Genomic DNA, 23,253 nt, shown 5'->3' on the forward strand with positions numbered 1-23,253 from the left:
ATGAGTAAGATGAAGTCTAAGCTTTCTGCTAAAACAGAAAGCTTTTCTTTTTTACATAGGAATTTGCTTTTAGAAATATGACTTTAGGTAGATTCAAATTCTAGAGGTGTTTAAACATCCTCTAAAAGGAGAATACGATGATAAATACATTAAAACTATCAGAACGTTTAAAGAAGGTTTCCTCATTTCTTCCGGAAGGAGCTCATTTTGCTGATATTGGTTCCGACCATGCTTATCTGCCATGCTATGTATGCTTACGTGATCAAAAAGCAAAGGCTGTAGCAGGTGAAGTCAATATAGGTCCATTTAATAGCGCAAAATCAACTGTAGAGGCCTATCAACTTTCCAATCGCATTGATGTAAGACTTGGTAATGGGTTAGAGGTGCTGGGTGACGATACAGATATTAAGCAGGTTGTAATAGCGGGTATGGGAGGCTCCTTAATTAAGACAATTTTGGATGAAGGAAAATCCAAATTATCAAGTGTACAACGAATTATAGCCCAACCGAATGTGGATGAGCGTAATGTACGCAGATGGCTTTTAAAAGAAGGGTTTATTGTTATCGATGAAACTATTATGGAAGAAAATGGACATCGTTATGAAATAATTGTAGCAGATAAAAAAGGAACGGATGAACTTATAGATCCTTATACGAAAAAGCAACTAGAAAGACAGTTACTGTTTGGCCCTATATTGTTGAAAAATAAAACTGGTATATTTCATGAGAAATGGCAATCAGAATATAAGAAGCTATCAAGAATTATTAATCAAATGAAAGAAGCGAGTAATGTCGATAACGAAAAAATTGAACGATTTGAAAAAGAATTATTGTGGATTAAGGAGGAATTACAGGATGAAGAACAACGTAACTAATTCAGATGTTTTTCAGCTTATGGAACAATGGGCTCCAAAGGAACTTGCCTATGACTGGGATAATGTTGGATTACAAATTGGTTCCTATCATAATCCTGTAACAAAAGTTCTTATCACACTTGATGTAATGGAAAATGTTGTAGATGAAGCAATTGAAAAGGGAGCAAATCTGATCATCGCACATCATCCATTCTTGTTTAAACCCATAAAACAGGTTAATATAGACACACCGCAAGGAAGAGTTATTCAGAAATTGCTAGAAAATCATATCTCTGTTTATGCAACACACACCAATTTGGATATTGCTCCTGGTGGTGTGAATGATATGCTAACTGACGCACTAGAATTGGAAGAAAATGATATGCTAGTAGAGACAGACAGAGAAAAGCTGTATAAAGTAGCGGTATATGTTCCAGAAACACATATTGATGAGGTAAGAGAGGCATTCGGTGAAAGTGGCGCTGGACATATTGGTAACTATAGCCATTGTACATTTCAGTCAAAAGGACAGGGAACTTTTAAACCGTTAGAAGGTAGTCAGCCATTTCTTGGAGCAAAAAATGAGTTAGAATTGGTAAATGAAGTGAAGATGGAAACAATTGTCCCTAAAGCAATCTTGCATAAGGTGATAAATGCTATCGTTGCTGCCCATCCCTATGAAGAAGTGGCATATGATGTTTTCCCGCTGGAAAATGAAGGGAAGCGTTACGGGATTGGCAGAATTGGTTCTTTGAAGAATAAAACAGATCTAAATAGCTTTTGTGAATATGTAAAAAAAGCACTTGATATTCCGGCTCTTCGCGTTACAGGTGACCTGAATAAAAAGATTCAGAAGGTAGCTGTTCTTGGCGGTAGTGGTGAAAAGTATATTCATCATGCAAAGAAAAAAGGAGCAGATGTCTACATTACTGGAGACATGACTTTCCATATGGCGCAGGAAGCCAGTCTTATGGGCCTTGGGGTTATTGATGCCGGCCACTATATTGAGAAAATAATGAAGCAATTTACGGCAGCATATTTGAAGGAACATTTGGATAAGGAAAATTTAACCATTCTTGTCTCCGAATCGAATACAGATCCTTTTCAGTTTGTGTAAAACAGAAAAAGACAAAAGGAGTATTACAACTATGAAAAAAAATAACTTTGACCCTTTCGCTTTCGAGCCTCCATTAAATCATGCTATTGAGAAGCTGAGATTTAACCAACCAACAGAAATACAAAGCAAAGTAATACCTGCAATTCTAAAAGGAGAAAGTGTAATTGGTCAATCGCGCACTGGATCTGGGAAGACACATGCCTATTTACTTCCACTTTTTAATCGAATTAATACGAATAAACGAGAAGTTCAATTTGTGATAACAGCTCCTACACGAGAACTAGCAACACAAATTTACAACGAAGTAAGAACAATTATTGACTTTGCGGAAAAAGAAGGCACATGGGTTGCGAAGCTATTAGTAGGTGGAACTGATAAACAAAAAATGGCGGAGAAATTAAAAACACCACCACATATAATTGTCGGCACACCAGGTAGAATTCTCGACCTTGTTAAGGATGAGGCGATTTCAATTTATTCAGCGACTTCTTTCGTAATTGATGAAGCAGATCTAATGCTGGACCTTGGTTTCATTGAAGACGTGGATCAATTACTAATCCGGTCGCAAAAAGATATTCAATTAATGGTATTTTCAGCGACAATTCCACAACGTTTACAGCATTTTTTCAAAAAGTATTTGGAAAATCCGTTATATGTGAAAATAGATGAGCATTTCTCGCCGGAAACGATGGAGCATCGATTAATTGCGCGTAAACATCGTAATGAAGCAGATATTATTTATGATATATCAGAAGCAATCCAGCCATATTTGGCAATTGTTTTTACAAATGGAAAAAAACAAGCAAACGAACTAGCTGATTCATTACAGGAAAGAGGGTTAGACGTTGGCTTAATTCATGGTGGGCTAACACCCAGAGAGCGAAAACGTGTCCTGAAGGATATTCAAAATTTACGCTATCAATACGTCGTTGCAACAGACTTGGCAGCCAGAGGAATTGATATTAAAGGAGTCAGTCACGTCATTAACGCTCAAATACCAAAGGAAGAGGAGTTTTATATTCATCGCGTTGGCCGAACTGCAAGAGCTGGAATGGAAGGTACAGCAATCAGCATCTATGATGAAGCGGATTTGCCATTAGTTGAAAAACTCGAACAAAAAGGACTAACCTTCACCTATATGGAAGTGAAAAATGGAGAATGGAAAGAAGCAAAGTCCTGGAACGAACGGCACTTACGCACAAAAACAACCACGAATATTGAAAAAGAGGCTTGGAAACAGGTTCGTAAAGCGAAAAAGGTAAAGCCGGGCTATAAGAAAAAAATGAAAAAACAGCAAGAGTCCATTAAACGTCAATTATCAAAGCGTACTAAATATAAGAAATAGATTTTATAGAAATAGGGAGAGGTGCAACAAGTGTTAAAAATTGGATCACATGTATCAATGAGCGGAAAAAAAATGTTGTTAGGTTCAAGTGAAGAAGCTTTAGCATATGGAGCAAATACTTTTATGATTTATACCGGTGCACCACAAAACACGAGAAGAAAGCCAATTGATGAATTAAATATAATGGCGGGTCGTGAACATATGGAGCAGCATGGTATGTCGGATATCGTTGTACACGCACCATATATTATTAATATTGGAAATGCGATAAAACCTGCTACATTTGAACTTGGTGTCAATTTCCTGCGTAATGAAATTGACCGCACTGCAGCTATCGGAGCAAGTCAAATTGTGCTCCACCCTGGTGCCCATGTTGGTGAGGGGTCGGAAGTTGGAATAAAAAAGATTATTGAAGGGCTAAATGAAGTGCTTGAAAAAGATAGCACAGTCCAAATTGCATTAGAAACTATGGCTGGAAAAGGCTCAGAAGTAGGTCGTACATTTGATGAACTAGCAAAAATAATTGATGGTGTCACACATAATGAAAATCTTTCTATCTGTATGGATACATGCCATATTCACGATGCAGGTTATGACGTTGTTAACGATTTTGATGGTGTCCTGAATGAATTTGATAAAATTATTGGAGTGGACCGGATTAAAGTTGTTCATGTAAATGACAGTAAAAATGAACGCGGCGCTCATAAAGATCGACATGAAAATATTGGTTTTGGACATATTGGTTTCGAAGCATTACATTATGTTGTTCACCATCCACAGTTAACCGCATTACCAAAAATTCTTGAAACACCGTATGTAGGAACAGATAAAAAGGATAAAAAAGCTCCATATAAGCTGGAAATTGATATGATTCGCAACGGATCGTTTGTAGAGGATTTAAAAGAGAAAATTATGAATTCATAATAAAGGAATAGCGCCTGCGCTATTCCTTTATTATTGAAATAAATGTTCTAAGCCATAGGATTGAACTAATGTATACAATAATTGCTCTGCTTTAGTAGCCGTTTGTTCATCAGTTATTGTTGCTAAATGTTTAAACATTTCTTGACGTGCTTTTTGATTAAATGGGTCACGTGTATTCTTACGTAAGTATATGGCGATTTGCTGTGCTTGCTTTTCAGTTAATTGGAAACCATACTGTTTACTGTAGTGTAGAAGCTCTTCAGCTGAAAGGTTCTTTAGTTTGTTTTTTATCATTTCCTTAATAAATATTGACATGCATTCATCCTCCTCATAATTACACCTTATTCTATGCCCAGTTGTTCAATTGGTGAAATTTAATCATTTAACCTCTTAGAAGGCGTCTTTGCTTTACTTAGAAGTCCTTGATACTTTAAAGTACAAGCTTTGGGCGGATAGCACAATGGCACTTAACAGATAAAAAAGTGTTATATTTTCTTATCTGCCAATAAATAACACCTTTATAAATTGATTCTTTCCATAAACTATAATTGCACCTCATTAATGGATAAGGAGGTCTTGAAGATATGGACGAAATGAACAGACGTACAGATAAAACGACACCAGCTCCAAATCACGGAGAACATACCGAAGACCAGGATTTTATCGGGATTGAGTCAGATAGTTTAAGGAATGAGGAATTTGCTGCCGAATTTACAGCAGATGATTACGAACTGCAATCTGATGACCGTAGTCATGAAGGTGCAACAACTGTTTACGGATGGATTGGTATAGCACTTTCTGTAATATCCTTCTTTATGTGGCCAGTGGTTCTTGGAGTCGCTGGAATAATCTTCGGTTTTGTATCCAGAAGTCGTGGCGCAGATACACTAGGAAATATAGCAATTGCAGCTGGAGCAATATCCATTTTAATCACACTTTTTATATTACCATTCTTTTAACAAAACGTATGAGGCTGATTTCTTCAGCCTCTTTTTATTACCTTGATTTTTATTTACAGAAATTAACATTACTACCAATAAATAATCCTTTTAACTGCGAATTAACCTAATTGCTTAGTATGAGCAACTATTGCCGTCCGGTTCGCTTCGGATGCGCGCCAGAGTGCACGGATTCAGCCTCACCGAAAGAAGAGCCGGTGAGATTTCAAACACGTGCTGTTCCCACAGGACAAGGAATGTTTCGTCAGCTTTTATATTGCACGAATAAAATTGTTTTTTTCGATTAATAACCGCCCTCCGCTCACTCGGAATGGTTAGAGCAACGTTTTAGTTTTTGATAACGGTCATGGTTTAACAGGACTTTATATAATGATTCATTGGTATAAGGGAAAGTAGTAAAATGTATCAGGTTTTAGTTTGTGTGGGTCTGTTGTTGGGTTTAATTCTTTAAAATGCTTGATTATATCCTCTGAATGAAACATTGAAATGCTATCTTCATTCAGCGATTCAACAATTGAAAAAATGGTATCTCCAGGTAGAACTTTTACATGTGCAATTGTATATTCATTACTGGAGGAAATCTTTATTTGTTCAGCGTCATGTTCAACATTCCTGCTGTTGCTAACCATTAAGTCTTGAAAAATACTTATAATCAGCAATATAATGAGTGTATAGAGTGTAAGCTTTTTTAGTGTATACATAAAAATTCTCCTTTTGGGTGAAACCATTTACAATTCCATACGTATGATTAAATTAGAGAGGGGGAAATAAAAAATGGATATCTTTGATCTCCAATGGATAGGATTTGTTATAACATTTTTAGCTACACTTTTTTTAATTGGTGAAGTTTTAGTTAATATGCGAGGTTTTTTTGGACTGCTAGGTATTGGATTTATTACCGTATACTTTGCAGCTTACGTTGGAAGTAGTTCTTTTATTCTTATGCTTATTATATATTTTGTAGGATTATTACTTATTATAATTGATGGCAAGCTACTGAATGATGGAACACTTGCAACTATAGGTCTTGCAAGTATGCTAACGTCTGTTGCTTTGGCTGCAGATAATCTTACTTCGGGATTATACGCTGTTTTAGGGGTATTATTAGGCACTGGTGCTTCCTTCTTCTTCTTAAAAGTATTTAAACGTAGAGAGATGTGGACAAAGCTTGCTTTGAAAGACCAGTTAACAAAAGAAGCGGGCTATAACTCTATGAATATGGAATATGAGCAGTTAGTTGGTAAAGAAGGAATTACGTTAAACGATCTGAGACCTGTTGGAACTGTAAAAATAAACAAAAAAGATTATAGTGCGGTATCTGACGGACAATGGATTCCGAAGAATAGTAAAGTAAAGGTTACACAAGTAGATGGGACAAAAATATTAGTTGAAAAAATATCATAGATGTTCTAAAAGACAATTTCCTAGTATTAGGAAATTGTCTTTTTTTTGAGAAAAAAAGAATGAAAAACCTATGTTAAGGGTAGTTACTAAATAGAAGAAAAATCTTTATGTAAATTTAATGTAAATTATTCAACTTAAACCTTTACAAATGGTTAACAAATCATTAATAATGGGAGAGGCGCAAGCGACAAGATTCAACATAGAATGAAGGGATGAAAGCAATAGTGGATATCGATTTACAAACGTTATTATTCGAGTTTATTGGTGGTTTAGGAATATTCTTACTCGGTATAAAATTTATGGGAGACGGGCTTCAAAAGTCAGCAGGCGACCGTCTGCGCAATATATTAGACCGGTTTACCACCAACCCATTTCTAGGCGTTTTAGCAGGGATTATCGTAACATGTTTGATTCAGAGTAGTTCAGGAACAACTGTACTCACGGTTGGTTTGGTTAATGCTGGATTTATGACGCTAAGACAAGCAATTGGAGTTATTATGGGTGCTAATATTGGTACGACAATAACCGCGTTTGTTATCGGGCTTGATATTGGCGAATACGCTTTACCAATTCTTGCAATTGGTGCATTAATTTTATTCTTCTTTAAAAATCAAAAGGTTACCGCAGTTGGACAAACTATTTTTGGTTTCGGAGCATTATTTTTCGGTTTAGAATTAATGAGTAGTGGAATGTCTCCATTGCGTTCTCTTGAGGCATTTCATGAATTAACAGTAAGTATGGCTGCAAGCCCAGTATTAGGAGTAGTTGTTGGTACAGTATTTACATTAATTGTACAGAGTTCAAGCGCAACGATTGGTATCCTTCAGGGACTATTCTCAGAAGGAGCGATAGCATTAGAAGCAGCTATTCCAGTATTATTCGGAGATAATATTGGTACAACAATAACAGCAGTCTTGGCCGCAATAGGTACAAGTATTACAGCTAAAAGAGCTGCATTAACACATGTTATTTTTAATCTTGTAGGAACAATCATTTTCCTTATATTCCTAGGATTATTTACAAGTTATGTCGGCTATTTACAGGCGAGCTTAAATTTAAATCCTGAAATGACTATCGCCTTTGCGCACGGTAGTTTTAATATTATTAATACGTTGATTCAAGTTTGGTTTATAGGTGCCTTAGCATGGATTGTAACAAAAATTATTCCAGGTGAGGATACAATTATCGAATATAATCCAAAACACCTAGATCCTATTTTTATTCAACAGTCATCAACGCTAGCATTGGATCAAGCAAAAGCAGAAATTATTCGGATGGGTGAATATGCACATCAAGGCTTAGAGGAAACGAATCTGTACGTTACCACACAAAACCAAAAACATTCGGAAATGGCGATGCAGGTTGAAGGCGCACTAAATAACTTAGACCGTAAAATAACGGATTATCTCGTTAATATTGCAGCTGGATCATTATCTGATGCGGAAAGTGTAAAGCACACTTCATTAATGAATTCAGTTCGTGATATTGAAAGAATTGGCGATCATTATGAGAATATTATTGAGTTAATTGATTATAAAATATCGAATAAAGTTAACTTAACAGAGCAAGCACTGGAAGATTTAAATACGATGTTTGATTTAACACTCTTAACGGTTAAGCAAGCAGTAGAATCACTTGATAAAATGGATCGTGAAGCGGCATTAGAAGTTATCCAAAAAGAAGATAAAATCGACAAAATGGAGCGCCAATTCCGCAAAAAGCATATCATTCGTATGAATGAAGGATTATGCAGTGGGTCAGCTGGTATCGTTTTTGTAGATATTATCAGTAACTTGGAACGAATTGGTGATCATGCAGTTAATATTGCCGAAGAAGTTTTAGGTGAGTAAATAAAAGGGGGGAGACCTCCTTTTTTTATTATATAAAATTAAAATTTTCTACAAAAAATAACAATTTATCCATTTATGTGTTGAAATAAATTTTAGAACGTGATATTATAAATCTCGCAGTCGCAGAAAAGACAAGTACATAAAAATTTTGCGTTTGATTATAAAGTTTTGTGTTGTGCAAAAAAGTATTGACAGCAAATCTAAAACATGGTAAATTATATTTTGTCGCTAATAACCTATAAGAAGTAATAATTACTAAAAAGTTAAAATTACAAATTGAAATAAAAATTTCAGACATGTTTTCTAACTATTCCACAGTAGCTCAGTGGTAGAGCTATCGGCTGTTAACCGATCGGTCGTAGGTTCGAATCCTACCTGTGGAGCCAAGTGGCGGCGTAGCTCAGCTGGCGAGAGCGTACGGTTCATACCCGTGAGGTCGTGGGTTCGATCCCCTCCGCCGCTACCATACATAATTAATTACATAATGGCGGTCGTGGCGAAGTGGTTAACGCACCGGATTGTGGCTCCGGCATACGTGGGTTCAATCCCCACCGGTCGCCCCATTATTTAACAAATTTCCAGGACCCTTAGCTCAGTTGGTTAGAGCTATCGGCTCATAACCGATCGGTCGCAGGTTCGAGTCCTGCAGGGTCCACCAAAAAAATACGGAGGTATACCCAAGTCCGGCTGAAGGGATCGGTCTTGAAAACCGACAGGCGGGTCAAACCGCGCGGGGGTTCGAATCCCTCTACCTCCTCCATTTAGTATTTTATAAGCAGACTAGATTTTATAATTACATAACGGCTCGGTAGCTCAGTCGGTAGAGCAACGGACTGAAAATCCGTGTGTCGGCGGTTCGATTCCGTCCCGAGCCACTTTCCAAACAAGCATATTGCTTGTTTTTTCTTTTGCATAAATTAAATAATTTAATCTACCAAAAAATGATAAGATTCTTGTATTTTATAAGGCAAAAAATTTGCATGAATAGCAAAGCTCTGATAACCTTTTAATTAAAGGTTCGACAAACCTTAATAACTTGGATTCATTTAAGGAGGAAAAAATTATGGCAAAATTTGAACTACCTGAGTTACCTTATGCATACGATGCATTGGAACCAACTATCGACAAAGAGACAATGAATATTCATCATACGAAGCACCACAACACGTATGTTACCAAATTAAATGAAGCACTAGAAGGACAAACAGATCTTCAAGGAAAATCAGTTGAAGCACTTATCAGTGATTTAAATGCAGTTCCTGAGAACATTCGTACTGCAGTACGTAATAATGGCGGAGGACATGCTAACCACAGCTTGTTCTGGAAGCTTCTTTCATCAAATGGCGGGGGCGAGCCAACTGGCGAGCTTGCAGATAAAATCAACGCTAAATTTGGTGGGCTAGATGCATTTAAAGAACAATTTGCAGCAGCTGCAGCAGGACGTTTTGGTTCAGGCTGGGCATGGCTCGTATTAAATAATGGTGAATTAGAAATCACAAGCACTCCAAACCAAGATTCTCCATTAATGGAAGGAAAAACACCATTATTGGGCTTAGACGTTTGGGAGCATGCGTACTATCTAAACTACCAAAACAGACGTCCAGATTACATTTCAGCATTCTGGAATGTTGTTAACTGGGATGAAGTAGCAAAAAACTATAACGAAGCAAAATAAATGAAGAAAAACACGCGGTTAATTCCGCGTGTTTTTTTGGTATATCTGTTACTCCTTCGTTCACACTAAGAGAGACGCAAAAGGAGTAATCGACTATGCAAAAGGTGATCCTGTTTTTTCAAAATAAAATGGAAAGTAATCGTGACTTATTGATTTTACTGCTCATTGGTGGACTCTATTCACTTGGGATTTTTCTATCCAATACGTTTGTAAATATATACTTATGGAAACAATCAGGGGACTACATTACTATTGCTAATTATAATTTAGCAATTTGTCTATTTCAGCCAATTACTTTTATACTTGCAGGAAAGCTCGCCAAAAAGGTAGATCGGATTATTGTATTGAGATTGGGCGTTATTTTTCTATGCGTGTTTTTCTTAAGTGTTCTTCTTATTGGTGATCAAGCTTCAAAATATAACTTCTTACTCGGTAGCTTATTGGGAATTGGTTATGGTTTTTATTGGCTAGCTTATAATGTATTAACATTCGAAATAACAGAGCCTGATACGAGAGATTTTTTCAATGGTTTTCTTGGAATTTTGCAGTCTTTAGGTGGAATGACAGGCCCACTTTTAGCTGGGGCAATTATCGCTAAAATGACCAATAATATTGGTTATACGGTTATATTTGGGATTTCCTTCGCTTTATTTGCGTGTGCCGTTGGAATTAGTTTTCTATTGAAACGCCGAGGTGCAGAAGGAGTTTTTCGCTTTAAGCGAATTTTAGGGGAAAGGCATCGTAATAAAAATTGGAATAGAATTCTTCATGCACATTTTTTTCAGGGGTTAAGAGAAGGAATTTTTGCTTTTGTTATTTCAATCTGGGTTTTCTTAGTAACAAAAAGTGAATTCGCGCTTGGAACATTTAACATGTTTCTATCGGGTCTATCTGCAGTTTTTTATTTAATTGCTACGAAATTTATTAAACCTTCTATGCGCAAAAAGGCGATACTCGTTGGAGCAACACTTCTTTACCTTTCCCTCTTTATTATCATTATCGAGATAAACTATCTCTTACTCATGATTTATGCAATTGTAATTGGAATTGCATACCCGGTAATAAATGTACCGTATGTATCACTTACCTTTGATGTAATCGGTAAGGCTTGGAAAGCTGGCGAAATGCGTGTAGAATATATGGTTGTTCGTGAATTGTTTCTAAATAGTGGACGAGTTCTATCAATATTCGTTTTTCTTGCAGGCGTATATTTCTTTCGGGCGGAAGAGGTTATTCCCGTTTTACTTGCGATTTTCGGTGCAGGTCATTTTATGATTTACTTTGCAGTACGTAAGATTTATTTAGGTAGCCCAAAAAAGAAAGAGATTTTATTAAAAGAACAAATTACAGACGAAAAAAATCGTTAAATATGGTAAAATTAGTGATAAGGTTGTTGATCATATAAGATAGCATAAAAATTTCTTATCTGATCAACCAGGTCATTTACCTAAAGGCTTAAAATCGCCAAATTTACTAATGAAAAAATTATTATTTTCACTGGGGGAAAATAAATGAGTAAGAAGAAAAAAAAGAAGAGAGCACAGCTGCCCTTTCGGATTAATATGTTGTTTTTTGTTGTGTTTTTATTGTTTTCCGTATTGATTCTGCAACTAGGAGTTGTTCAGATTTTAAATGGGGAGGACTTCCAGCAGGAAATCGAACGGACGAACTTGGATACAACTAAAATCCCTGTACCCAGGGGTAAAATATATGATCGAAATGGTGATGTTATCGTTGATAATGAAGCATTATATTCGATAACGTACACACCGCCAAAAGGAGTACAAGCAGAAGATCGTCTAGAGCTTGCAGAGACGTTAGCGGAATACATTAAGATGGATGATGAAAAGACGCTTAAAGGGATTACCGAAAGAAATCGTAAAGAATACTGGTATTTGTTAAATAAAGAGGAGGTAGATGAACGACTTTCAGCTGAAGAAAAAGAAAACATGTCTAATGCAGAAGTATATCAAGCTACACTCGAACGAATAACCGAGGATGAAATCCAGGATTTTTCAAAACAAGAGCTAGAAGTAATAGCAATTAAGAAGGAATTGGATAAGGCTTATTCTTTAACACCTCAGATTGTAAAAAATGAAAATGTAACTGCAGAGGAATATGCAAGAATTGCAGAGAATTTAGATAAACTACCAGGAATAAATGCTACAACAGACTGGAACCGAAAATATCCATATGGTTCTTCATTAACGAGTCTGCTTGGTAGCATAACGACACAAGAGCAAGGAATACCAGCTGAAGAAGAAGCAAATTATTTAAGTAAAGGTTACAGCAGAAATGATCGAGTTGGTAGAAGTGGTTTAGAACAACAATATGAGGATCTATTACGCGGCAGGAAGGAACAAATTCAATACACGACGACAAAAAACGGAACGCTTATTGGCTCGGAAACAATTGTTGAAGGTGAACGCGGAAAAGACCTTGTTCTAACCATTGATATGGAGTTCCAAGAAGAAGTGGACAAAATCGTCCAAAAAGAATTGCAGACAGCGATCACAAAGTATCCACATACGAATCGTTATTTGGAAGATGCTCTTGCAGTAGTGATAGATCCTCAGACAGGCGATCTTCTAGCTGTTTCAGGAATTCACTATGATCGGAAAAATGGTGAATACGAAGATGCTGCATTTAAAACCTTGTCAGATGCACATGAACCAGGGTCGGTTGTTAAGGGAGCAACTGTGTTGGCTGGTTTACAATCCGGAGTAATTACACCAGGGCAGAGCTTTTATGATAGTCCGATTAAGATTGCGGCGACACCAGCTCTGAGATCGTGGTCAACCGGATTAGGAACGGTTAATGATATAACGGCATTACAGAAGTCCTCAAACGTGTATATGGGGTATATTGCATTAAAAATGATGGGAGAAAACCGTTACCCGTATCCGGAAAATGCTCCACCTTCACTTAATGATAACTGGCGACAGGGCTTTCAGGAAATGCGTAACTACTATAGACAATTTGGATTAGGCTCAAGCACAGGCATTGATTTTCCACATGAATCGACCGGTTTAGAAGGGAATATTGTTACGCCGGGTCAGTTGATGTATAATGCGATTGGCCAGTTCGATACTTATACAACCATGCAATTAGCACAATATACAGCAACGATTGCAAACGATGGCTATCGTGTACGGCCACATTTTCTGAAAGAGGTTCATGATCCAATCGCTTCCCAGGATGAATTAGGCCCATTATACAGTTCGGTGAATACAGAAGTGCTAAATCGAATTCAAATGAGTGATGATAATATTCAACGTGTTCAAGATGGCTTCCGTCAGGTATTTCAGACACCTAACGGAACAGCGTATAGTAATTTTGGTAATTCCCCATACAATCCAGCAGGGAAAACTGGTACTGCTGAAACGGCTGTATATAGAGATGGACAAAAACTTGCTGACACACGAAATTTGGCATTAATTGGTTATGCACCGTTCGACGAGCCTGAAATCGCATTTGCAATTCTTACACCATTTACTGGAACAGAGAATAATCACAATATACCACAACAAATTGGTAAACAAATACTGGAAACTTACTTTGACCTAAAAGAAGAACGAGATAGAGCTAGTGATGAGGATTCTGAACAAGAAGAGACAGAAGAAGAGGAACAAGAATAAATATTTGCCTAAAATTTCATAACGTGAGATTTTAGGCTTTTTTATAATATAAATTACAAAAGGTTAACATTATCTTAATACTATTGCTATATAATAAGACTACGACATTCCACTATTCGTGCAGAATGCAATATAAAAAATGGGGGATATGGATGACAACTCGTGAACAGTTTCAAAGTGAACTTAACGCATTGAATGAAGACATTATTAAACTGGCCAACGCAGCAGGCCAAGCTTTAGATGATGCGGTTGATGCGTTATACAGTCAGGATATAGAGCTTGCGAGGCAGGTAATTGCCAATGACAAAAAAATCGATCGCAAAGAACTTGAAATGAACGATAAAACGATTTTATTGATTGCAAAGCAACAACCAGTAGCGACCGATTTAAGAAGGGTAATTACAGCGCTAAAAATTTTAACGGATATTGAACGAATGGCTGATAATGCTAAAAACATTGCAACTGCCACGATTCATTTAGGAGAAAATGCATCGATCATTCCGAATGATATAAGAAAAATGTATAACATGACAAAAGATATGATGTACACTGCTATACAAGCTTACAAATATGAAGATATTACAGTTGCAAGAAAGTTAGCGGTGATGGACGATGAGGTTGATCACTTGTATAAAACAATTGTTAGTGAATTATTAGGAGAAACGGCAGTAAATCCTGATAGAATTCAATATGTTATGCAAGTTGCATTCTGTGCAAGGTATTTAGAGCGATTTGCTGATCATATAACGAATATTGGAGAAAATATTCTTTATTTGGTTAAAGGCGAAAACTATAACTTAAATTAAAAAATGCTGGCAACGGGAATCACTTCCTGCTGCCAGCATTTTTATTTATCGTGCAATTCGTTCTGCAATTTCGTAAAAACTCATATCATTCGATACTTCAAATGTTCCAATCTGGACGTGAAGACTATACTCATGCTCGTCCAAATAACTGTTAAATTCTGAAGCATTGTCAATAATATTTTGTTCAGCTAGAAGTGCACTAATATCAGAGGAAGCCATTCCTGGGCTAATTGTTAACGTGTACTGAACAACGTTATTTTCAGGTTCTTTCTCTACATTTTCTTTATTATCTTCTTTTTTGATTTCATCATCTGAATCTTCGTTTGAGTCATCAGATTCATCAGACGTTTCTTTCTTTGATTTATCTTGTGATTCTTGTTTTGATTCAGCTTTTGTTTCTTTCGAGGACTTATCCTTCGTGTCGTTTTTAGGTGAATCGGATTTTTCTGTTTCTGCATTTTCTGCTTCTTGTTTTTTCTGAACGCTATATGAAATATATTCTTGTTGATCAAGGACGGCATATCCTTCACTTTCCACGTGTTCAATCATTTCCTCAACATCGATTTCCTCCACACTTTTTACAGAGTCTTCGACAAAATAAAAAATGATGAAAAGGATAACAGCGCTCGTCAATAATCCAACTGAAAAAGCACGTACAGTATGTTTCATAATTTTCTCCTTCTATACTTGTTAATTTGATACACTGTTTTTTTCATCATTTGAATGTACATCCTGGGTTAAATCTGCAGGCATAAGCTCTTCTTCTAAGATCTTTATTTGTTTCTTCATTTGAAATGTATCCTGCATCGACGTAATCGAAAGTTGTTCAAGCTGTGTTTCCAGCTCTTCGAATTTGTCACGCATGAAGTAGGATAAAACAAATAGAACAACTGCAACAATTATAATGGAAATTATTGCAACTAACATGGCATTCCCTCCTTTTGCATACATTAATAGTTATATCATAGTTTATCACATGAGAAAACCATAATTTTTTTAGTTACATTCTTGCTAAGTTTAAAAAACTCTGCTATTATAATTAAAGTCTGTACGTAATAATATGTATGATAAAAAAGCAAGTTGTTAAAGTTTGGAGGGAAGATCATGCGCGTAAACATTACTTTAGCTTGTACTGAAACAGGAGATCGTAACTATATTTCTACAAAGAACAAACGTACGAACCCTGAACGTATTGAGCTTATGAAATATTCACCACGTCTTAAAAAACACACTTTGCACCGTGAAACAAAATAAATGAAATTAAATGAAAAAACTCTTATCATATATATGATAAGAGTTTTTTATATGAGAAGGAGGGAAATCTTTGGACAAAACTAAGTTAAGAAAGGAAGCAATCGATCGTTTTAAAAAAATAGCAATGCATGAAAAAAAACAAATTGAAGACCAATTAAAGGAAAGATTGCTTTCATCAGAACTATGGAAAAATGCAAATACAATCGGGATGACAATAGCTCAGGATTTTGAATGGGCAACCGGTTCAATTATCGAAGCTGGCTGGAAACAAAACAAAAGAATAGTTGTACCAAAATGTATTCCCGTTGATAAGCAGCTGCATTTTTATGCAATTAATACCTTTAATCAGCTTGAATCCGTATACTTCGATTTGCTTGAACCAATTCCAGATAGAAAGCGATTCGTTGCAAAAAAAGATATTGACCTTCTAATTGTTCCAGGAATATTATTCGATAAGCACGGTTACCGAATCGGTTTTGGTGGAGGTTATTATGATCGATTTTTAGTCGATTTTAATCAAAAAACGGTTTCTTTATGTAGCGATGAACAGCTAGTCGATCATATTCCAAAGGAAAAGCATGATCTTCCAGTCCAATATGTTATTACAGCTAATAAAATCATACATACGCAAGAATCTTGATCAACGTATAATATTACTTGTTCGGAAAAAAACTATGAATACCATTTGGAAGGAAGGTGGGTTCATTGCGAACAGGAATAGTCTTAGTTCTACTGTTGATATCAACTATGTTTTTCTATCGATCGAGGTACAAAATATTAGATGCTTTATTGAACATTGGGTTCATCAGGAAAAAAGCGGTAGTATTGTCTATGAAGATCCCAAGTCTACGATCGAAAATGTTACAGAATATGTTTTCGGTTTCAGAGGTGTGATGTATGAAAAGAGGCAGCGTAATTGCAGCTTCTTTTTTATTGGCAAGAAAGAAAGTATAAAAACTTTCCTTCTTGCATAAGTGCAACTAGGGCATGCTCCTAAAAGTTTGACGAATGCCAAGTTTTCTAAGAACCACCAATACAGTTTAGATATATCCTATCTAACTGCTGTAATTGGCTTTTATGCATCGTTCTGTGAAAACGGCTGTTGTTCTGCTATGATAATGAAGAGGAAGGTGACTATATGTATCTTGATGATCAATATAAGCTTTATCATATGGCATACGAACTAGTAGCCAATCAGCAATTTGATATTCTGCATATCGACCATAATACGAATGAGATATGGCTCGAAAAATATGTAAATAAAAGATCTAACGTAATACGTCTTATACAGAAGGGCTTTGATTGGAAGAATCATTTGAAACGAGATATTGCAATTGTGTTCCAGAAAGCAAAGGCAATGAAAAAATTATTAGCAGGTAAACATATAGAATTATACAATGTTTACATATCCTCACACGCACCAGTAGATGACTGGGAAAGCTTAAAGAAACCGATGCAGCTAAAAGAGAAGAATCCAATAAAAATGAAAGTATATTATTTAGATAATGAAGGTTCTATTGAAGAATTCGACAGACTTCAGACTGATTTAGATGTACAGCTCAGGACAATTCCAGAAAATGTTGACGAAGAGCAACAAGAGCAGGATATTCAAAATAAAAAGAGGTATTTAACAGGAGTACTTGAGAACAAACATAAGGAAGTTGAAAAGGTTTTCTCATTTGGTAAGCCATATTTTACATATTTATTAATTGCAATTAATCTTGTTTTGTTTATTTTGCTTGAGTTGAATGGAGGCAGCACTTCGATTAATACTCTTATCGAAATGGGTGCAAAATATAACCCGAGTATAATTGAAGGGGAATGGTGGCGAATTGCAAGCTCGATGTTTCTTCATATTGGTTACCTTCATCTATTAATGAACATGCTCGCAATCTATTATTTAGGAACAGCAACGGAACGGATTTTTGGGAGAACCCGATTTCTTTTTATTTATTTCCTAGCTGGAATTGGTGGTGGCTTAGCAAGCTTTGCATTTACAACAAACGTGTCTGCTGGAGCATCAGGAGCAATTTTTGGATTGTTTGGTGCATTGCTGTTTTTTGGTATTATTTATAAGCGGATTTTCTTTCAGACAATGGGGAGCAATATACTAATTATACTTCTCATTAATATTGTTCTAGGATTTTCCGTTGAGCAGATTGACATGGGAGCACATATTGGTGGACTACTAGCAGGATTTCTTGCATCAGCGATGATGCACCTACCTAACAAGAAAAATGTACGAACCCAATTAATTGGATTTATTGCTTATGTTATGCTTATAACAGGGCTTGTCATCTTTGGATTGAATAGTAATATGAATAATCAATCAAATTATTTAATGCAAATAGAGCAATTATTATTGGATAATCAATTTGAAGAAGTTGTAGAAGTGGCAACGGAAGCACTAGACCTTGAGGGTGATATGCAGGGTCCAATTTTATTTCAACGTTCCTATGCATATATTGAATTGAATGAGCTAAATTTAGCGGTCGAGGACTTAGAGCAGAGTATATTACATGAGCCAGTGCTGCCTGAAGCGTATTATAATCTGGCATTATTGTACGACAGTAACGGTCAAATAGAAGAAGCAAAAGAAATGATAACGAAAGCCTATGAATTGAATCCGGATGAAGAATCATTTGCAGAGGTTTATAAAAAAATCACAGGAGAATCACCTGAATAAAAGCGCCAATTAAGGCGCTTTTATTTTATTAATTCTTTATTTCAGGGATGCGTTGAATTAGTTGCTCACGTCCACCATTTAATTCGAAAAGAACGTATAAATGTGTATTTTGTTTATCGATTAAAATTAAAGGTATGTAGCTTTCAAGTTGATTTTCTGATGACTCAGAAGCCGGAATAACATAATTTTTATATATCCCCTCCCAAAGCCTTCCAATTAATACGTCTGTTTCTTGTTGTGACATATTTGGGAGTGGTTTATTGTTGTATTTATATAAATCCACCAACGGAATTGCTCGATAATTTTCTGGGTTGATTTGAAAATACTGGATCAATAAATGCCATTGAAAAAGTAATTGCTGCTTGGAAGAACGGTCAAGCAATTCTTTCCATTCGGATTCAAACGGTGTAACAGGTTGTTTAAAAGCTTTAATAGGTGTTGTGGGAGAGTCAATAACATATAATTCATCATATGTCATTGCTTGTACACTTTTAATGTCTTCTCCACCATAGTGATTTTCGCCATGGTGGAAGGAAATACTTTGAAAATGACTGGAGTCCTCACTCTCAACAGTTTCATCCATATGAATTTGGTCTGTGTTTTGAACCCACTTACTACGTACACCACGAAGAATACCATTATCAAATAGCAGTGAAACATCTTGTCTGAGATACATACTCTTATCGCTTGATGAATTTATACTCCATCCAATGTTATATGAGTCTGATCCCGTTACAGACTCTAATGTTAACGAAGTATTTGCCTCATCTATAAAACTTTTCTCATCTAACGGAAAAAAACTTATTGTAGGAACTGTGTTTGCTCTCAGTATGAATAAACCTCCAATAGTTAGGATTGTAAAAAATATCAGCATTATTTTCCACTTTCTCATCATCTGTCATTCCTTTTATTCATGACTTGTCTATAAAAAATATGAGCAATGGAGAGGATTTATGTTTAAGTTTCCTGATTATCTTAGTTAGCACAGTCCGTTATTTAAATAATTGATTCGCAGGAAATCATAAATTACATTATATGGATTTATGATTCCTCAATTCTCAATTCTTTGGTATAATGAGAAATGGTGGTTCTAATGAAAAATGTTTATGATATACAACAATTATTGAAACGTTATGGTTCGTTCATCTATACGGGTGATCGTTTAGGCGATCTGGAATTAATGGAGATGGAATTGGATGAATTGTATCAGATGAAATTTGTGCAAATCTCGGAATATCAAAATGCAAAAATGGTATTAAAAAAAGAAAAACGGCTCATTATGGACAAAAGGGGCGAGTAAGTTATGGAAAAATTACTATTGGGGATAGATATTGGGGGAACATCTGTAAAAATTGGTATCATCAATCAACAGGGTGAAATTCTAGAAAAATGGGAGGTACCAACAAATAAATTAAATGCCGGTATTACAATAGTCGATGAGATTTGGGCTTCTATTGAGCGTAAATTGAGCATATTACATCTAAGTATAAGTTCTTTTTTAGGTGTAGGGGTTGGAGCTCCAGGATTTATTGATATGGATTCAGGGATAGTATCTGAAGCCGTGAATATCGGATGGAAGGATTTCCCTTTAGCAGATCAATTAAAAGAAAAATCAAGCTTACCTGTGTTTGTTGCCAATGATGCTAATATTGCTGTCCTAGGAGAGAACTGGACAGGTGCAGGTAATCAAGCAAAGAATTTGGTTGCTTTGACACTTGGAACCGGAGTAGGTGGAGGTATTATTGTTAATGGCTCCATACTTAATGGAATAAATGGAATGGCTGGTGAGCTTGGTCATTTAACCATTGAAAAAGATGGCTATGCATGCAATTGCGGAAATAATGGATGCCTTGAAACAATAGCATCAGCAACAGGCATTGTACGTCAAGCTATGGATAAAATAGCGAGTTATCCTGATAGTAAGCCTGCAGAAATTTATAAAAAATATCAAGCAATTACAGCAAAAGACATCTTTGATTTGGCCAAGGATGGAGACGCTATTGCAATTAGCATTGTAAAAAGGACTGCAGATGTACTAGGTCAAGTGATAGCTAACCTGGGCGTTATTATTAATCCTTCCAAAGTTCTAATTGGTGGCGGCGTTTCAAAAGCGGGCGACTTGCTTGTTAATGAGATTCGAATCGCTTTTAGAAAATATGCTTTACCAAGAGTATCCGATGCCTGCGAAATTAAAATCGCACAACTTGGAAATGATGCAGGAATTATCGGAGGGGCTTCTTTAGTATTGGAAAAGTTGAATAACGACAATAGTTAGACTTGATTTTTTTCCGATTTCTATTAGAATAATAAGCTACTAAATATAAATTAAATGTAAAATAGTTGAAACCTTTTATAAGACCTAGACGTCTTATATAGTACTAACTTTGTAAACAAATGTTTACAGTTCCATCATAAAGGGAAATAGGGTGCAAGTGATGTTTCATCTATTAAGCTAGACGTGAAAAGATATTTTTTACTAAAAACCTCGGAATTGAACAAGTTCATATGCTTTGCAAGTGTTAGATTAGAAAAATAAATGGAAAAAGTCTCTTCTGTAACGATGTTACACATCCTTAATGGAATAGTTACAGAACAGCAAAAACATTCCACGGTTAAAACATACAATAGGAATGAGTTTTACTATTTTAGGAGGAAGCAAGATGAAGTTTAAAAGACCTACCATCCCCTTATATATAATGGCAGCATTATTATTTGGGCTAAAAACTTACTTTGTTTATCGATTTATGTTTGATATTGAATTGGATAATTCAATGCAGGAGTTAATATTATTAATTAACCCGTTTGTATCGGCATTTCTTGTTTTTGCGATTAGCGTATGGTTTAACAAACGTTCTCGTCAAATGAAATTTCTAAGGTACACAGCCTTTATAGGTTCATTTGTCATTTTCGCAAATCTCGTATTCTATCGCCAATTTACCGATTTTATCACAATTCCGCAGCTGTTCATGGGAAGTAACATGGCAGATTTAGGTTCGAGTATTTTAACCTTGATTAAGCCTTATGATATTCTGTTTTTTGCTGATGCAGCTCTAATTTGGTATTTAAGTAAAAAACAAGAAACGAAGCTATCGGTAGCATATCCGAAAAGCGGGAAGGTATTTGCATTAGCAATGTCACTAGCACTTCTTGCGGGTAACTTCTTCTTGGCAGAAATGGAAAGACCGCAGCTATTTACTCGAGCTTTTGATCGTGAATATTTAGTGAAAAATATTGGTTTGTTAAACTATCATGTTTACGATTTAGTTGTTCATTCAAAAACGGAATCACAGCGTGTTTTTGCAGACGGAAACGAGATTCCGGAAATTCAAGAGTATATCGATGAAAATGTGAAGATCACTGGGAATTCAGATATGTTCGGGGCCGCCGAAGGTAAGAATGTAATCTTTATTAATGCTGAATCACTACAACAATTCGTAATTAATAATGAGGTAAATGGGGAAGAGGTAACACCGTTCTTAAATAGCTTGACCGAAGATGAAGATACGTATTATTTTGAGAATTTTTATGAACAGACAGGTCAGGGAAACACTTCTGACTCTGAGTTTTTAATAGAAAACTCGCTTTACCCACTATCTAGAGGGGCGGTATTCTTTACCCATGGCGGTAATGAGTATCATGCACTTCCAGAGATAATTAAAGAAGAAGGTTATACATCATCCGTTCTCCATGCAAACAACAAAAGTTTTTGGAACCGCGATGGCATGTATAAGAGCTTAGAAATCGACAATTTTTATGATGAAGCAGCTTATGAAATTACGAATGAGAACACAGTTGGCTGGGGTTTAAAGGATAAGCCATTCTTTGAACAATCTATTAAATATTTACAATCAATGGAACAACCTTTCTATACGAAATTTATTACCCTAACCAATCATTTTCCATTTGAGCTAGAAGAAGATGATACGTCAATTGAGCCATATGATTCAAATTCAAATACGCTGAATAACTATTTCCCAGCTGTAAGGTATATGGATGAAGCACTAGAAGACTTCTTTGATCAATTGAAAGAAGCTGGTATATATGAAGATTCCATCATTATAATCATGGGAGATCATATTGGAATTAGTGCGAATCACAATCGTGCAATGAGTATGTACCTGGATAAAGAAGAAATAACGCCTTATGATCAAGTGCAATTGCAGCGAGTGCCAATGTTTATTCATATTCCTGGTGATGGAAATGGTAAAGTAATGTCTGAAGTAACTGGTCAAATTGATATGAAACCAACAATTCTTAGTCTGTTAGGTATTGAGGCTGAAGATGATCTTTACTTTGGAAACGATGTGTTCGCTGATGAACGAAAAGGATATATTGCGTTAAGAAATGGCGATTTTATCAGTGATGATTATATTTCTACCTATGGTATGTGCTATGATCGTGAAACTGGTGAGCCGATAGAGGAAGACAGTGAAGAATTGGATGCAACTGGTGAAGAAAAGGCACAGTCAAGTACTGAAAATGCATGTAGTCCAATTACTGAAAAAGTTGAAACAGAGTTGTCCTATTCTGATAACTTGATTTATGGTGACCTGTTCCGCTTTATTGATTTTGGTGATAAGGAAGCAGCAAGTAACTAAAAGTTAAAAAGTCTATGAGGCTGGGACAAAACCCCAGTAATTAAAAAGAGTGGTACTCGCCAATAAGTTGGTGAGTACCGCTCTTTTTATGCATACAAAAAGGACACCTTTTGATAAAATTAAAGTTACCAGACAATAATTTT

Annotated in this window: 23 protein-coding genes and 6 tRNA genes; 24 read left to right on the forward strand and 5 right to left on the reverse strand. The window is 35.9% G+C overall.

Annotated features, from left to right (window positions below; all coding sequences use genetic code 11):
- Window positions 1-137: 137 nt before the first annotated feature.
- The 4 genes from D1B32_RS08980 to D1B32_RS08995 are packed head-to-tail and all read left to right on the forward strand — an operon-like array spanning window position 138 to window position 4,240.
- Complete coding sequence (locus tag D1B32_RS08980; RefSeq protein WP_118889133.1) at window positions 138-875, forward strand: tRNA (adenine(22)-N(1))-methyltransferase; 738 nt, start codon at window positions 138-140, stop codon at window positions 873-875.
- Window positions 856-1,971 (forward strand): Nif3-like dinuclear metal center hexameric protein, encoded by a 1,116-nt coding sequence (locus tag D1B32_RS08985; protein WP_095307023.1) that lies wholly within the window; start codon window positions 856-858, stop codon window positions 1,969-1,971. The genes D1B32_RS08980 and D1B32_RS08985 overlap by 20 nt, the downstream gene beginning before the upstream one ends.
- A gap of 31 nt (window positions 1,972-2,002) precedes the next feature.
- Window positions 2,003-3,316, forward strand: a complete 1,314-nt coding sequence (locus tag D1B32_RS08990; RefSeq protein WP_118889134.1) for a DEAD/DEAH box helicase — start codon at window positions 2,003-2,005, stop codon at window positions 3,314-3,316.
- A gap of 30 nt (window positions 3,317-3,346) precedes the next feature.
- A complete protein-coding gene (locus D1B32_RS08995) occupies window positions 3,347-4,240 on the forward strand; it encodes a deoxyribonuclease IV (RefSeq protein ID WP_118889135.1) in 894 nt (297 codons plus the stop codon).
- A 30-nt stretch (window positions 4,241-4,270) separates the two neighbouring features.
- On the opposite strand, the gene D1B32_RS09000 is transcribed toward D1B32_RS08995, so the two are convergent.
- Window positions 4,271-4,555: a DUF2624 domain-containing protein gene (locus D1B32_RS09000; RefSeq protein WP_095307020.1), complete on the reverse strand. Its 285-nt coding sequence runs from the start codon at window positions 4,553-4,555 to the stop codon at window positions 4,271-4,273.
- A gap of 269 nt (window positions 4,556-4,824) precedes the next feature.
- Here D1B32_RS09000 and D1B32_RS09005 point away from each other — a divergent pair, with 269 nt between their 5' ends.
- Window positions 4,825-5,199 (forward strand): hypothetical protein, encoded by a 375-nt coding sequence (locus D1B32_RS09005; RefSeq protein WP_095307018.1) that lies wholly within the window; start codon window positions 4,825-4,827, stop codon window positions 5,197-5,199.
- Between the two features lie 374 nt (window positions 5,200-5,573).
- Here D1B32_RS09005 and D1B32_RS09010 read toward each other — a convergent pair whose 3' ends face one another.
- Window positions 5,574-5,900, reverse strand: coding sequence for a protein YqfZ (locus D1B32_RS09010; RefSeq protein WP_118889136.1), 327 nt, complete (start codon window positions 5,898-5,900; stop codon window positions 5,574-5,576).
- 73 nt (window positions 5,901-5,973) lie between these two features.
- Here D1B32_RS09010 and D1B32_RS09015 point away from each other — a divergent pair, with 73 nt between their 5' ends.
- The 12 genes from D1B32_RS09015 (at window position 5,974) to phoU (ending at window position 14,572) form a co-directional block, all read left to right on the forward strand.
- The gene (locus tag D1B32_RS09015) at window positions 5,974-6,603 is read left to right on the forward strand and encodes an NfeD family protein (protein ID WP_095307016.1); all 630 of its coding nucleotides are present in this window, start codon (window positions 5,974-5,976) and stop codon (window positions 6,601-6,603) included.
- Between the two features lie 224 nt (window positions 6,604-6,827).
- Window positions 6,828-8,453 carry a Na/Pi cotransporter family protein gene (locus D1B32_RS09020; protein ID WP_095307015.1) on the forward strand — a complete coding sequence of 542 codons (1,626 nt, stop codon included), beginning with the start codon at window positions 6,828-6,830 and terminating at the stop codon, window positions 8,451-8,453.
- Between the two features lie 311 nt (window positions 8,454-8,764).
- Window positions 8,765-8,839: transfer RNA gene (locus tag D1B32_RS09025), tRNA-Asn, on the forward strand.
- Between the two features lie 3 nt (window positions 8,840-8,842).
- Window positions 8,843-8,919 (forward strand) — tRNA-Met (locus D1B32_RS09030).
- Between the two features lie 21 nt (window positions 8,920-8,940).
- A tRNA-His gene (locus tag D1B32_RS09035) sits at window positions 8,941-9,016 on the forward strand.
- Window positions 9,017-9,034: 18 nt separating this feature from the next.
- Window positions 9,035-9,111, forward strand: a tRNA-Ile gene (locus D1B32_RS09040).
- 9 nt (window positions 9,112-9,120) lie between these two features.
- Window positions 9,121-9,213 (forward strand) — tRNA-Ser (locus tag D1B32_RS09045).
- A gap of 42 nt (window positions 9,214-9,255) precedes the next feature.
- Window positions 9,256-9,328, forward strand: a tRNA-Phe gene (locus D1B32_RS09050).
- Window positions 9,329-9,516: 188 nt separating this feature from the next.
- Entirely contained in the window at window positions 9,517-10,128 is a 612-nt protein-coding gene (gene sodA, locus D1B32_RS09055; RefSeq protein ID WP_095307014.1) for a superoxide dismutase SodA, read from the forward strand.
- 95 nt (window positions 10,129-10,223) lie between these two features.
- Entirely contained in the window at window positions 10,224-11,495 is a 1,272-nt protein-coding gene (locus D1B32_RS09060; RefSeq protein ID WP_118889137.1) for an MFS transporter, read from the forward strand.
- Between the two features lie 144 nt (window positions 11,496-11,639).
- The gene (locus tag D1B32_RS09065; RefSeq protein WP_118889138.1) at window positions 11,640-13,766 is read left to right on the forward strand and encodes a peptidoglycan D,D-transpeptidase FtsI family protein; all 2,127 of its coding nucleotides are present in this window, start codon (window positions 11,640-11,642) and stop codon (window positions 13,764-13,766) included.
- 152 nt (window positions 13,767-13,918) lie between these two features.
- Window positions 13,919-14,572 (forward strand): phosphate signaling complex protein PhoU, encoded by a 654-nt coding sequence (gene phoU / locus D1B32_RS09070; protein WP_095307010.1) that lies wholly within the window; start codon window positions 13,919-13,921, stop codon window positions 14,570-14,572.
- A 45-nt stretch (window positions 14,573-14,617) separates the two neighbouring features.
- On the opposite strand, the gene D1B32_RS24080 is transcribed toward phoU, so the two are convergent.
- Window positions 14,618-15,241, reverse strand: a complete 624-nt coding sequence (locus D1B32_RS24080) for a hypothetical protein (protein ID WP_118889139.1) — start codon at window positions 15,239-15,241, stop codon at window positions 14,618-14,620.
- Window positions 15,242-15,262: 21 nt separating this feature from the next.
- Window positions 15,263-15,499, reverse strand: a complete 237-nt coding sequence (locus tag D1B32_RS09080; RefSeq protein ID WP_118889140.1) for a hypothetical protein — start codon at window positions 15,497-15,499, stop codon at window positions 15,263-15,265.
- Between the two features lie 177 nt (window positions 15,500-15,676).
- Between D1B32_RS09080 and rpmG the strand changes: the two genes are divergently transcribed.
- From rpmG to D1B32_RS09100, 4 genes are all read left to right on the forward strand, one after another.
- Window positions 15,677-15,826 (forward strand): 50S ribosomal protein L33, encoded by a 150-nt coding sequence (rpmG, locus tag D1B32_RS09085; RefSeq protein ID WP_017797039.1) that lies wholly within the window; start codon window positions 15,677-15,679, stop codon window positions 15,824-15,826.
- A 70-nt stretch (window positions 15,827-15,896) separates the two neighbouring features.
- On the forward strand, window positions 15,897-16,466 hold the full coding sequence (locus D1B32_RS09090; protein ID WP_118889141.1) for a 5-formyltetrahydrofolate cyclo-ligase: 570 nt from the start codon (window positions 15,897-15,899) through the stop codon (window positions 16,464-16,466).
- A 34-nt stretch (window positions 16,467-16,500) separates the two neighbouring features.
- On the forward strand, window positions 16,501-16,800 hold the full coding sequence (locus D1B32_RS23710) for a hypothetical protein (RefSeq protein ID WP_158586228.1): 300 nt from the start codon (window positions 16,501-16,503) through the stop codon (window positions 16,798-16,800).
- A gap of 164 nt (window positions 16,801-16,964) precedes the next feature.
- Window positions 16,965-18,512: a rhomboid family intramembrane serine protease gene (locus D1B32_RS09100; protein WP_118889143.1), complete on the forward strand. Its 1,548-nt coding sequence runs from the start codon at window positions 16,965-16,967 to the stop codon at window positions 18,510-18,512.
- A gap of 28 nt (window positions 18,513-18,540) precedes the next feature.
- Here D1B32_RS09100 and D1B32_RS09105 read toward each other — a convergent pair whose 3' ends face one another.
- Window positions 18,541-19,404 (reverse strand): hypothetical protein, encoded by an 864-nt coding sequence (locus tag D1B32_RS09105; RefSeq protein ID WP_118889144.1) that lies wholly within the window; start codon window positions 19,402-19,404, stop codon window positions 18,541-18,543.
- Window positions 19,405-19,605: 201 nt separating this feature from the next.
- Between D1B32_RS09105 and D1B32_RS09110 the strand changes: the two genes are divergently transcribed.
- The 3 genes from D1B32_RS09110 (at window position 19,606) to D1B32_RS09120 (ending at window position 23,110) form a co-directional block, all read left to right on the forward strand.
- Entirely contained in the window at window positions 19,606-19,812 is a 207-nt protein-coding gene (locus D1B32_RS09110) for a YqgQ family protein (RefSeq protein WP_095307002.1), read from the forward strand.
- Between the two features lie 3 nt (window positions 19,813-19,815).
- Entirely contained in the window at window positions 19,816-20,787 is a 972-nt protein-coding gene (locus D1B32_RS09115) for an ROK family glucokinase (protein WP_095307001.1), read from the forward strand.
- Between the two features lie 385 nt (window positions 20,788-21,172).
- A complete protein-coding gene (locus D1B32_RS09120; RefSeq protein ID WP_095307000.1) occupies window positions 21,173-23,110 on the forward strand; it encodes an LTA synthase family protein in 1,938 nt (645 codons plus the stop codon).
- Window positions 23,111-23,253: the final 143 nt, after the last annotated feature.

It is taken from the genome of Oceanobacillus profundus, from assembly GCF_003515705.1.
Classification (GTDB): domain Bacteria; phylum Bacillota; class Bacilli; order Bacillales; family Amphibacillaceae; genus Oceanobacillus; species Oceanobacillus profundus.